This is a genomic window from Vibrio sp. zbq_1 (genome assembly GCF_043102935.1).
Classification (GTDB): Bacteria; Pseudomonadota; Gammaproteobacteria; order Enterobacterales; family Vibrionaceae; genus Vibrio; species Vibrio parahaemolyticus.
Genome location: NZ_JBICJH010000036.1, coordinates 1 through 13,410, shown reverse-complemented (window position 1 = coordinate 13,410; position 13,410 = coordinate 1). Strand labels below are relative to the sequence as shown.

At 43.4% G+C, this 13,410-nt stretch carries 7 protein-coding genes and 3 pseudogenes; 9 read left to right on the top strand and 1 reads right to left on the bottom strand.

Features of this window, described 5'->3' with window-relative positions:
• Positions 1-77: 77 nt before the first annotated feature.
• The 8 genes and pseudogenes from ACF8CV_RS16630 to galT all read left to right on the top strand — a co-directional run.
• Positions 78-1,373 (top strand): sugar ABC transporter permease, encoded by a 1,296-nt coding sequence (locus tag ACF8CV_RS16630; protein ID WP_049873693.1) that lies wholly within the window; start codon positions 78-80, stop codon positions 1,371-1,373.
• A 4-nt stretch (positions 1,374-1,377) separates the two neighbouring features.
• Positions 1,378-2,220, top strand: a complete 843-nt coding sequence (locus ACF8CV_RS16625) for a sugar ABC transporter permease (protein ID WP_024103842.1) — start codon at positions 1,378-1,380, stop codon at positions 2,218-2,220.
• 16 nt (positions 2,221-2,236) lie between these two features.
• Positions 2,237-3,484, top strand: a complete 1,248-nt coding sequence (locus ACF8CV_RS16620; protein WP_025789579.1) for a glycosyl hydrolase 53 family protein — start codon at positions 2,237-2,239, stop codon at positions 3,482-3,484.
• Positions 3,484-5,550, top strand: coding sequence for a beta-galactosidase (locus tag ACF8CV_RS16615; protein ID WP_025789578.1), 2,067 nt, complete (start codon positions 3,484-3,486; stop codon positions 5,548-5,550). The genes ACF8CV_RS16620 and ACF8CV_RS16615 overlap by 1 nt, the downstream gene beginning before the upstream one ends.
• A gap of 148 nt (positions 5,551-5,698) precedes the next feature.
• Entirely contained in the window at positions 5,699-6,961 is a 1,263-nt protein-coding gene (locus ACF8CV_RS16610) for a maltoporin (RefSeq protein ID WP_031501606.1), read from the top strand.
• Positions 6,962-7,130: 169 nt separating this feature from the next.
• On the top strand, positions 7,131-8,864 hold the full coding sequence (locus tag ACF8CV_RS16605; RefSeq protein WP_025795285.1) for a methyl-accepting chemotaxis protein: 1,734 nt from the start codon (positions 7,131-7,133) through the stop codon (positions 8,862-8,864).
• 42 nt (positions 8,865-8,906) lie between these two features.
• A pseudogene (gene galE / locus ACF8CV_RS16600) lies at positions 8,907-9,925 on the top strand (UDP-glucose 4-epimerase GalE).
• Between the two features lie 9 nt (positions 9,926-9,934).
• Positions 9,935-10,414 (top strand): annotated as a pseudogene (gene galT / locus ACF8CV_RS16595) (galactose-1-phosphate uridylyltransferase); the annotation flags it as partial.
• Between the two features lie 52 nt (positions 10,415-10,466).
• On the opposite strand, the gene ACF8CV_RS16590 reads toward galT, so the two are convergent.
• Entirely contained in the window at positions 10,467-11,387 is a 921-nt protein-coding gene (locus tag ACF8CV_RS16590) for an IS5 family transposase (protein ID WP_023584800.1), read from the bottom strand.
• Positions 11,388-11,460: 73 nt separating this feature from the next.
• On the opposite strand from ACF8CV_RS16590, the pseudogene ACF8CV_RS16585 reads away from it, so the two are divergent.
• Positions 11,461-13,410: pseudogene (locus tag ACF8CV_RS16585) on the top strand (efflux RND transporter permease subunit); the annotation flags it as partial.

Below are 13,410 nucleotides of genomic sequence, written 5' to 3'. Positions count from 1 at the left end.
TTGTCGGCCCTAGTTACTCGTCTGGGGCTGACAGACGCCAGAAGTTTTCCGAAATGGAGTTGTAAGTGATGTCTGACATGAGTGAACATTTTGAGCATAACTCGGGGCTATATCGATCCCAACGGTTTACTGCCTCCTTACTTGCAGTAATTCCTGGCTTTGGCCAGTTTTATAACCGACAGTTTGTAAAAGGCATGATGTTCTTCATCTTGCTAACAAGTTTTTATGCAGTAACTCGTGATTTTATTTCCCACGGTATGTGGGGTCTTGTAACACTTGGCGAAAACCTACCAGAGGACAACTCAGTCTTCCTACTCGCAGAAGGTATTATTGCTTCGCTAGTGGTGGTATTTGGTTTAGCGGTTTATGTACTCAGCATTAATGACGCCTACAAAAACGGGCAACGGCTTGATGAAGGCCGTCCATTGAACTCACTGCGTGTTCAGTATCGCAATGTTATCAATGCTGGCTTCCCGTATCTGATGATAAGCCCGGGTTTTATCCTTTTAGTCTTTGTTGTTGTGTTTCCGATCATCTTTGGTTTTGCGATTGGTTTTACTAACTATAACCTTTACAACTCACCGCCTGCGAAGCTGGTTGACTGGGTTGGATTGAAGAACTTCTTCAACATTTTCCAAATTAACTTGTGGCGTAACACTTTTATCGATGTGTTGCAGTGGACAGTCGTTTGGACATTAGTTGCATCAACATTGCAATGCACAGTCGGGGTTCTGTTGGCGATTCTGGTTAACCAAAAAGACCTTAAATTTAAGCCTCTGATCCGTACAATCTTTATTCTTCCTTGGGCGGTACCTGGCTTTGTTACCATCCTTATTTTTACCGGGATGTTTAACGACAGCTTTGGTGTCATCAACAACGTGATTCTCGACTTCTTTGGTATTGAGCCTAAAGCTTGGCTGACAGACCCATTCTGGACGAAAGTTGCGCTCATCATGATCCAAACCTGGTTAGGTTTCCCATTTGTATTCGCCATGACAACGGGGGTTCTACAGGCGATCCCTAATGATCTTTATGAAGCTGCGACGATGGACGGTGCAAGCAAATTTCAGCAGTTAAGAACCATCACTTTACCGCTGGTTCTGTACTCAATCGCTCCAATTTTGATTACTCAATACACGTTTAACTTTAACAACTTCAATATTATTTATCTATTTAACAATGGGGGGCCTGCTGTCATTGGTAGTAACGCGGGCGGCACCGATATCTTGGTGTCATGGATTTACAAACTGACGATGTCTTCATCGCAATACGGTATTGCCTCTGCCATCACTTTATTACTGTCGATTTTCGTTGTGGGCATTGCTCTTTGGCAATTCCGTATGACCAAGTCATTCAAAGAAGAAGCGAGATAACAACATGAGTATTAAACGTAGTAATCGCATCCGATTGACATTGAGTTACGCCCTGATTTTGTTGGTATCAGTGATCATTATTTACCCGTTAGTGTGGACGGTTGGAGCGTCATTCTATCCAGGCAATAGCATCATGGGTGAGTCCATTTTCCCTGAGAACCCGACTCTGAGTCACTATGCTACTTTGTTTGCTAATGACAAAGTGGCTTACCTGACCTGGTTCTGGAATAGTTTGAAAATCAGCTTTTTGACCATGGTACTAACGCTGATCAGTGTGTCATGTACGTCATATGCGTTTTCACGCTTTCGCTTTAAAGGAAGGAAAAATGGTCTAATGCTGTTCCTTCTGTTGCAGATGATCCCGCAATTCTCCGCCCTAATTGCGATATTTGTCTTAGCTCAGATGTTGGGATTGATTAATAGCCATCTTGCATTAGTACTGGTTTATGTTGGTGGCATGATCCCGATGAACACGTATTTAATGAAAGGTTACTTGGACGCGATACCGAAAGACCTGGATGAATCAGCAAAAATGGATGGTGCGAGTAATATCCGTATTTTTTTGGAAATCATACTGCCTATTTCAAAACCAATTATTGCAGTAGTAGCCTTATTCTCTTTCACGGGGCCTCTAGGCGATTTTATTCTCGCTACAACTATTCTAAGAACACCTGAAAATTATACGTTACCTATCGGTTTATATAATTTGGTCGTAGAAAAAATGGGGGCGAGTTATACCACATATGCAGCGGGTGCTGTGCTTATTTCAATACCTGTAGCGCTTCTTTATCTATCACTACAAAAATACTTTGTATCTGGCTTAACAGCAGGTAGTACAAAAGGCTAATACTAGAGAGAAAAATATGAATACAAAATTTAAGGTTGCACTTATTAGTGCGGCAGTGGCTTTGGCTGGCTGTCAATCTGTAAATACTTCAAATAATAACAGCTCTGATATTAATGCTGATGTGGATAATACTGTTATAACTGCTCCTGTTATAACTGCTCCAACACTGAGAGCTGATTTTATTCGTGGTATGGATATCTCCATGTTGCCTGAAATAGAAAAATTGGGTGGGAAATATTACCAAGTTGGCAATGAAAAAGATCTGATTAAAATATTAAAAGATAGTGGAGTTAATTCTATTCGCGCACGTTTGTGGGTAGACCCAATGTCAGCCACTGGTGATGTATTTGGTGGCGGTAATAACACGTTAGAGCGTTCCATTGAGCTTGGTAAACGCGCACAAGAAAACGGTATGTCATTCCTGCTTGATATCCATTACAGCGACTTTTGGGCTGACCCTAAAAAGCAACAAAAGCCAAAAGAGTGGGAGCAACTTACGTTTGAGAACCTAACACAGAAAGTCTACGACTATACAGCAGAGGTGATGAAAGCACACCAAGCTGCGGGTGTCGTGCCAGACATGGTTCAAGTTGGTAACGAACTGAATGGTGGCATGCTTTGGCCGGAGGGTAAGAGTTGGGGTCAAGATGGTAAGGAGTTCGACCGCCTGTCACTGCTTTTAAAAACCGGCATCCAAGCGGTTCACGACAACGACAGTGGTAAAGACATTCAAATCATGTTGCACCTCGCTGAAGCCGGTGATAACGGTCTTTTCCGTTGGTGGTTTGATGAAATCACCCAGCGTGGTGTCGATTTTGATGTGATTGGTATGTCTTACTACCCGTGGTGGCACGGCCCAATTGACAAAGTAAAAGCCAATATGAATGACGTCATCAGTCGCTACAACAAGCCTGTTGTCTTGGTCGAAACGTCTTTCCCGTTTACCACTGAGAATGGTGATTCGTTAGGTAATAGCTACTCCGAGGCGGGGCCGATTGAGGGCTACAGTGTGTCAATTGAGGGCCAGGCGCAATACCTGGCTGACATCATGACGCTGTTGAATGAACTGCCTAACGAACTAGGTTTAGGGATTTATTACTGGGAACCCGCATGGTTACCAATCGATGGGGCAACCTGGTCAACAGGCGCTGGCATGGACTATAGCGGGGACAAATGGGACATGGGCAATTCATGGGAGAACCAAGCACTGTTTGATTTTGAAGGTAACGCACTACCGTCATTGAAAGTATTTAAAGGTCAATAATGAACAATAAAAAACACATCATTCCAAAGATAAAAGGCTTGCTCCATGGAGCAGATTACAACCCTGAGCAATGGTTAGACAGACCTGATATTTTAGCGAAAGATATTGAACTGATGAAGCAGACGAATTGTAACGTTATGTCTGTCGGTATCTTCAGTTGGTCTGCTCTTGAGCCTGTTGAAGGTGAGTTTCAGTTTGAATGGCTCGATAACGTACTGGATAACTTGGCAGACAATGGGATTTCTGTATTCCTGGCGACACCGAGTGGCGCGCGTCCTGCCTGGTTGTCTGAACGATACCCTGACGTCCTTCGAGTCAACAGCGCACGTATTAAACAACTGCATGGAGAACGTCATAACCATTGTTACAGCTCACCGAATTACCGTGAGAAAGTGAGCATCATGAACGCTAAATTGGCTGAACGTTACAGTCAACATCCTGCGGTGATAGGCTGGCACGTTTCAAACGAATATGGCGGCGATTGTCACTGTAATTACTGCCAAGAAGAGTTTCGTTTGTGGCTGAAAAACAAATACGGCTCCCTATACAATCTTAATAAGCTGTGGTGGAGTGCGTTCTGGAGTCATACTTACACCAGTTGGGAACAAATTGAATCACCATCTCCCGTTGGTGAGAACTCCGTTCACGCACTGAAGTTAGATTGGAAACGATTCTGTACTGACCGCGTCTCGAACTTCTGTGAGCACGAGATTGCACCGCTCAAGTCGATTAATCCTGATCTGCCTACGACGGCAAACTTCATGGAGTACTTTTACGACTACAACTATTGGGAATTGGCAAAGTCAATTGATGTTGTTTCTTGGGACAGCTATCCGCTTTGGCACCGTGACGGCGATGAAGTTGCGCTCGCTTGCTATACCGGGATGTACCATGATTTGATGCGCACACTGAAAAACCAGCCATTTTTACTCATGGAATCAACCCCAAGCCAAACTAACTGGCAGCCAATCACTAAGCTCAAAAAAGACGGTGTCCATCTGCTTTCCTCATTGCAAGCAGTCGCTCATGGCTCTGATTCTGTTCAGTACTTCCAGTGGCGAAAAAGCCGCGGCTCTGTAGAGAAGTTCCATGGTGCGGTGATCGACCACGTTGGTCATGCAAATACTCGCACTGGTCGAGAAGTGACAGCCGTTGGTGAGTATCTTAAACAAATTAATGATGTGGCGGGAACGAACACGCAGGCCGAAGTGGCGATCATTTTTGATTGGGAAAACCGTTGGGCAATGGATGATGCTTCAGGTCCTCGCAATGAAGGCATGCACTACGAGCAAACCGTGTGTGACCATTATCGAGGTTTTTGGCAGCAAGGTATTAGCTGCGACATTATAGAGCAGCTATGTGATTTTACTCCTTACAAGATCATTGTTGCACCTATGCTGTACTTAATAAAACCTGGCGTAGCAGAACGTCTGGAAGCATTTGTGGAGCAGGGTGGGACGTTAGTCGCGACTTATTGGAGTGGCATCGTTGATCAGAATGACCTGTGCTTCTTGGGAGGTTTCCCTGGTGGAGAAGGCAGCCCATTGCGCCGCACGTTGGGTATTTGGACTGAAGAGATTGACTCACTCTATGACCATGAACGCGTATTGTTTGAAATGGAAACGCACTCTGGTTTTGGCTTCAGTGGTGAATTTAAGGCCAAGCACTTAATGGAACATATTCATTTAGAGACGGCAGACGCTCTGGCTTATTACCGTGAGGATCTATTTGATGCTTGTCCGGTCATTACTAAGAACCAGCTTGGTAAAGGTTGTGCTTATTACATCGCTGCACGTACAGAGACAGAGTTTAACGAGTTATTTTACATCTCTCTTGCTAATTTACATGGAATCCGCAAGCCAATTGAAAACGTGCCTTACGGGGTGTCAGTGACAACTCGTGAAGATGAACAGTCTCGCTATTTGTTCATTATGAACTTTTTGAATGATCCGCGAGATTTGAAAGTTCCGCACGGGAATTGGATAAATGCAAGTACAGGTGACGATATTCAGGAGAATATTAAACTTCAACCCTATCAAGTCATCGTTATCAGAAATTATAAATAGCTATCCCGCCTGATTATTTAGGCGGGCAATGAATAACAATATTTAAAAATAAGATGAAATTCATCTTACGGGTAAGTATTGCCTAAACAAAGGATATGGCGATATTTACCCAGCCAATAACTCAAAAGTAATACAAAAGGAAATTAAAATGAAAAAAGCAACATTGACAGTCGCTATTTTAGGTTCTTTATTCGCCACTCAAGTTTCAGCAGTCGATTTCTACGGTTACGTACGTGCTGGTTTGGGAGCCAGTGCTGATGGAGGCGGTACCAAAGGAGGAGATGAGTTTTATAAAACGACATTGGGTCGCTTGGGTAATGAGTTTGATACTTATTCGGAAATTGGATTAGGCCAAGAGTTATTTAATGCAGATGGTCGTTCAATGTACTTTGAAAGTATGTTTGAAATGTCATCGGAGGGGAACCTAGAGTCTGAAAATAGTAAAGATGACAGTGCCAACTTTGGTATTAAGCAGTTAAATGTTCAAGCTAAAGGCTATATCCCATCTTCTCCTGATGCCGTTATCTGGGCTGGTAAACGCTTTTATCAACGTCATGATATCCACATTATAGACACTAAATACTGGAATATTTCTGGCTACGGTGTGGGTATCGAAAACATCAAGTTAAATACCGGTGCGATTTCAGCAGCGGTTATCCGAGCCGATAATGAGTTGGCCGAGTGGGATGATACTGGCAATAAAACGAGTTACGGAGATTTGAATACTTACTTCTTAGATTTACGTTACGCTGGCTTTAGCCCATGGGAAGGCTCCTGGACTGAATTCGGTGTTGACTATGCAATGGTTAACCCAACGGATGAGCAAGAAGACGCCGCTGAGAACTTCGATAACGGTTTAATGTTAACTGCTGAACTTAGCCAGAGTTTTTCATTGGGGTATAACAAGTTTGTGCTCCAATATATGGACAAAGGACTTGCACAGAACGCTATCTCACAAGGGGGGGGCTGGTATGACATCTGGAGTGGTGATGTCAGCGATGCAAAAGGGTTCCGCTTTATCAGTACTGGTGATTTGAACTTAGGCGAGAATGTCGTGATCAACCATGTTCTAACTTACGGTAACGTGAAAGATCATGGGGACTGGTTAGATAAGGAAGAGTTGTTCTCATTTGTAGCTCGTCCAACTTACAACTGGTCGCCATACAATAAGACTATGTTAGAGGTCGGCTACTTTGACCAAGAAAAAACTTGGGATTCAGGCTCCGAAGACAAGTTTAGTGGCACAAAATTCACTATCGCACACGCCATCTCAACGGGAGAGTCTTTCTTCGCTCGTCCAGAAATCCGATTCTTTGCGACTTATTTGAAAGACAATGAGGGCGACTCATTTGACAACAATAAGAGCAACGACACCATCAACTACGGTGTACAAATTGAGGCTTGGTGGTAATAAATAGAAATTGCCATTTTACTACTTAGATAGGCCTGTTTAGCTCCATTCTGGCCTATCACATCGAAATCCTTTGCCATTTGCTCTTGAATTGGGTCGTATTCAGCCGGAGGGGGCGGAAAATATGTCTATATTTCCATTTCAAGAGCCTTTTTACATGGACTGATGTATGAAACCACTGTCGTTAAAAAATAAGATTATAATCTTATTTGGAATATCATTAATAATTACTATCGTAACTGCTTACTTTAGTGTTAAATATATTATTGGTGATTACATCAATAACTCATACGACAGTCGTATGGTTAGCAATGTAAGATTGATTAGCAGTGAAATTAAACAGTCAATCGAACGCGATATATCGGTGATAGAGAGCCTTGATTTTGGCGTAATTGGTATTCGTGATACTAAGCAAAAACTAGGTTATGAACAAGTTGTCAAGCTTGTCAATAAGACTGCATTAAGTGATAAAGGAAGCTTAGATAAAGAGCAATCCCAATATTATATCGATTTGGCTCGTGACCATCAAGAAGGCATAAAAATAACACAAATTTTTTCTGAAAGTGGTCAGGCAAAAGTAATTATTTCGAAAAAGAAACATAGTGTAGTAGATTTTTTCACTATCAACTTGAGTTTGATTGGGGAACTTATACAGCGCTATAGTGTTCCAGGCGTTTACTTTGAACTACTCGATGAACAAAGCAATTCTATTTATTCAACTGGAAAGTTAAATTTAGAATTAAAGCAAACTGATGTTGTTACTGTTGCTGGTTCAAATTGGTATTTACGCTCGTATATTGACTACAGATATATCAAAAAGATTATCGATGGTATAAACCAAGATATTACAAAGTATATGTCACTTTGCGCTTTTATTATGCTGGTTATTAGTTTGATAATTCTTAATTTTCAATTAAACCCGCTATCTAAGTTAAAGGCTTTAGTGGAAAATTTGGCAGGTCGTGATGCGGACTTAACTCAACGAATTAATCTTAATCGCCAAGATGAAATAGGCCATATCTCTAACTCAGTGAATTGTTTTATAGATAATCTACAGGCTTTATTTAAAAACATCTCTAGGTCAAACGTAGCTTTAAACGACGCTAGAGAAGAACTTGATGTTCAAATTGGACGGAATGTTTCTACTGTCTCCCGTTACAGCAAGCAAAGTGAGAGCCTGTCTGATGCTATAAATGATATTCGACTGTCATCATTAGATATTCAGCAACAAACTCAACAAGCAATGGAGTTAGCACAGCAAGTAAGTAGTAGGGTAAGTGAAGCGGTCGTTAAAGGAAATATTGCTGAAAATATTGTGATCACCTTAGGTGAGAACACAGACAAAATATCTTCCTCAATCGGCGTGATGGAGACTGTCTCTCAGGGGATCAGTAGCATTCTAAGTTCTATTCAGAAAATTGCCGATCAAACTGATTTATTAGCGTTAAATGCTTCCATTGAGGCTGCGAGAGCTGGCGAGTCAGGAAAGGGTTTTGCTGTTGTCGCTGAAGAAGTTCGAATGCTCGCGTCGAAAACTCGAAGCAGCACCATTGAAATTGATGAATTTCTTGTTCAGTTTTCCGACTCGTCGGAGCAACTTATTGGACAAATGTCTCAAGTTCTAAAAAGCAGCGATCTAAGTCGAAATCGTACGTTAGAAGTTATTGATCAAATTCAACTTGTTGAGAATGCCGTTAGTGAAATAAATACCATTAATTCTGGCATTTCCCAAGCGTCAGATATTCAGTGTGAAATGATGAAGAAGCTAAACTCGGAGATTGAGCTGTCTAAATCTTTGAGCGATGAAATTACTCACAGTGCAAATGCTATCGCGAGTGTTCATGGAGATATCAGCCGAGTTTCTTCAGCACTAACGAAAGACGTGGCGGTTTTCAAAGTTTAACTACGAAACTAACTAATCTGAAATTAGTCGAGGATAAGCAAAGTGAAAGTTCTTGTCACAGGCGGTATGGGCTACATCGGCAGTCACACAAGCGTGCAGATGATTGAAGCGGGTATGGAGCCAATCATCATTGATAACTTTTGCAATGCCAAGGTCGAAGTTCTCAGCAGAATTGAAGCGTTAACAGGCAAGCAACCCACGTTTTATCAGGGCGACGTTCGTGATGAAGACTTCCTGGATTCGGTATTTGCGAAACACGAAATCCAAGCTGTGATTCACTTTGCTGGCTTAAAAGCGGTGGGTGAGTCGGTCGTTAAACCATTGGAATACTATGACAACAAAGTCAATGGCTCACTGGTATTGGCGCGCAGCATGCGTAAAGCGGGCGTGAAAAGTATTGTGTTTAGTTCATCTGAAACGGTATACGGCGACCCGGATATCGTACCTATTACTGAAGATTCGCCAACTGGCGCAACCACCAATCCATATGGCCGCAGTAAACACATGGTGGAAGAGTGTGTGAGCGATCTGTTCAATGCTGAAAATGATTGGAGTATCACTTGGCTGCGTTACTTCAATCCAGTTGGTGCTCACCCGTCTGGCACTATGGGTGAAGATCCACAAGGTATTCCAAACAACCTGATGCCATTTATTGCCCAAGTTGCCGTTGGTCGTCGTGAAAAAGTGTCTGTTTTTGGTAACGATTACCCAACACCGGATGGTACGGGAGTTCGTGACTATATCCACGTTATGGACTTAGCTGATGGCCACATTGCTGCACTCAAATCCGTAGGCGCAAAGTCAGGACTACACATTTATAACCTCGGTACAGGTAAAGGCTCAAGCGTGCTCGAAATGGTTGAGGCATTTTGCGCGGCTTGTGGTAAGCCAGTTTCTTACGAGCTTTGCCTGCGCAGACCCGTTGATATTGCTGAGTGCTGGGCGAGTACTGAAAAGGCAGAGCGAGACCTTGGCTGGAAAGCAACACGTAGTGTTGCGGAAATGACGGCGGATAACTGGCTATGGCAATAAAAAACCCTCAAGGTTATTCCTATGAGTAATTTAATCCAGTGGATCATCCACACCGTCGTTACAACCCGCTGACTGGTCAATGGATTTTGGTATCACCATACCGGGCAAAACGTCCATGGAGTGGTGCTGATGAAAAGCCTGCGATGGAAGAACTGCCGACTTACGACAGCAAGTGTTTCCTTTGTCCGACCAACGAACGTATTTCAGGTGACGTATACCCTGATTGCCAAGGAACCTATGTGTTCAATAACGATTTTGCGGCTCTGATGGTGAATTCACTAGATGCACCTGAGTCGGACAACCCATTATTCAAAACTCAGGGGGTACGTGGTTTGAGCCGAGTAATCTGCTTCTCGCCGGATCACAGCAAAACGTTGCCAGAATTACCAGTGAATAAAATTCGGGGTGTGATTGATACATGGAATGAGCAAATTGAAGAGTTAGGTAAAGATTTCATCTGGGTTCAAGCTTTTGAAACCATGGGGTGTTCTCAACCACACCCACGCGGGCAGATTTGGCTTTGTTGCTTAATTCAGAGATAAGACATACTTACGCCATTGTGCTTAATTATTAAACAATATACTGAGTTTCAGGCATACCTAGCCTCGTAAGTGTGTTCAGCGCTTTGATCATGGCGTAAGTCTCGCCAACTTGAGCGTTGTAGTTCCTCAGGCTTAATTCCCCACCTAATAACTGTTTCACTCGATACATTGCTGTCTCTGATAGCGAGCGCTTATGATAGCCATAGCGTTTTTTCCACTTCTTATTGGAGCCGTAGAGCTTCTGACAACCTACTGCTAAATTGCGAGGGTGTCCTTGCTCCCAGAAAGCTGCCCCTTCTCGTGGTGGGATAAGCGGAACCGCTCGCTTGACCCGTATGGCATTATGGCAATTCCTTGTGTCATAAGCGCCATCGCCTGATATCTCGATGATTTTCCGACGTGTCTGCTTAAGCAAGTTGGGAAGCACTTCAGCATCGGTTACGTTAGATAAGCTCAGCTCTGCTGCGACTATTTCGTGGGTGCTTGTATCTACTGCGATATGCAGCTTCCGCCAAACCCTACGCTTCCCGTCAGTACCATACTTCTTAACCTTCCATTCACCTTCGCCATAAACCTTGAGGCCAGTGGCATCAATGGCGAGGTGTTGTATCGCACCTCTGGTTTTAGTTTTAAATGAAACCTCAACTTCCTTGGCTCGACGGCTTATACAGGTGTAGTGCGGACAAACTAGCGGGATGTTAGCAATCTTAAACACTGAGTCTAGAAAACCTTGCAGTGCTCTCAATGGCATGGAGAAAACGCGTTTCACCATCAGTGCAGTGGTAATGGCTAAGTCGCTGAATCGGCGAGGTCTACCACGTTTACCTTGTTTGTTTTGCTTCCACTCTGCTATCGTTTCCTCATCAATCCAAAAGGTCAGAGAGCCACGGTTGATTAGCGCTTTGTTGTACTGTTTCCAGTTGTTTGTTTTGTAACGAGGTTTAGGCATGAGACTACGACGATTGATGGGTGTAGCCGATCAGATCGTAGCTTCTTGATTTAGTTCCATCGATTTAAGCAACAAAGTCATGCTCAATGGCAAACCAGCCGTCGCATTAGGTATATTCCAAAGGCCGGGTTCAAATGCGATTGAATTATCTGATCAGGTTCGCGACACCATGGATCAGTTATCAAGTGCATTTCCTGGCGGGGTGAAGTATCAGATTGCTTACGATCCAACCGTGTTTGTTCGAGGCTCTATTGATGGCGTAATACACACTCTGATCGAGGCGATTGTCTTGGTTGTATTAGTCGCTATTCTGTTTCTGCAAACATGGCGAGCGTCAATCATTCCATTAATTGCTGTACCGGTCTCGTTAGTGGGGACTTTTGCGGTGATGAACTGGCTTGGTGTATCAATTAATACACTTTCTTTATTTGGACTGGTGCTTGCGATAGGAATTGTCGTCGACGATGCTATCGTCGTCGTTGAAAACGTGGAGAGGAACATTGGTCTAGGGTTAAAGCCATTGGAAGCCACTAAGCGAGCGATGGAAGAGGTGACCGGACCCATTATTGCGATTGCTTTGGTACTTTGTGCAGTATTTATTCCTACTGCCTTTATACAGGGGCTAAGTGGGCAGTTTTATAAGCAATTTGCGTTAACTATTACTGTGTCCACTGTCATTTCTGCGTTCAACTCTTTGACGTTATCTCCGGCGCTGTCTGCTCTGCTTTTAAAAGGGCATCACGATAAGCCAGATGTTATAAACCGAGGCATGAATAAGGTATTTGGACGCTGGTTGTTTAACCCGTTCAACCGCGTATTCGACTCAGGCGCGAAGAAATATGAAAACGGTGTGAGACGACTTATACGTTTTGGTCTGATCGTTGGTGTTGTTTATGTCGGGTTGCTTTTGGCAACGGCCAAGTTGTTCGATTCGGTACCTGGCGGGTTTATTCCTATGCAGGATAAACAATATCTAATCGCGGTAGCTCAATTACCAGATGCCTCCAGTTTGAGCAGGACTGAAGAAGTTGTAAGTGAGATGGAACAAATTGCCTTAGCAACACCAGGTGTATCTCAGACTATGTCGTTCCCGGGGCGATCCGTAAATGGCTTCACCAACAGTACTAACGCCGGTATCGTGTTTGTCATGTTGGATGATTTTGAGCAACGAGGTTCTGATCAAACCAAAGCAAGTTCTATCGTCGCGGCATTAAACCAGAAATATTCGACGATAGATGAAGCTTTCGTTGGCGTGTTTCCTCCACCTCCAATTTTGGGCTTAGGCAGCACAGGTGGCTTTAAGCTGCAAATCGAAGATAGAGCAAACTTAGGCTTTGAAGCGCTATTTGATAACTTGCAGACCGTTATCGCAAAAGCGCAACAGACACCTGAATTGACAGGTTTGTTTTCGAGTTTTCGCATTCAGGTTCCACAAATGGATATCGAAGTCGATCGAGAGCAGGCGATGATTCTTGGTATATCATTGGATGATGTGTTTGACACATTACAAGTGTATCTGGGATCACTGTATGTGAACGATTTTAATATGTTAGGTAAAACCTATCAGGTCAATGCGCAAGCTGATGCCAATTACCGTGTGGATCCAGAGCAAATTTTGCAGTTAAAAGTACGAAATGGTTCTGGTGACATGGTGCCTTTAGGCGCAGTACTGAGAGTAGAACCATCCATAGGTCCAGACCGAGTAATGCATTACAACGGTTATCCGACAGCGGAACTTAATGGTAGTCCGGCGCCGGGGTACAGTTCTGACCAGGCACAAGCCGCCATTGAGCAAATTTTAAATTCCGAACTGGACGACGGAATGGCATTTGAGTGGACGGAAGTGACGTATCAGCAGATTTTAGCTGGCAACACCATGGTGTATGTCTTCCCGCTGGTTGTTCTGTTGGTATACATGATCTTAGCTGCACAATATGAAAGCTTACGTTTGCCACTCGCTATCATTCTGATTGTCCCTCTTACGGTTCTATCAGCTTTAACAGGGGTTTGGTTAACTGGAGGA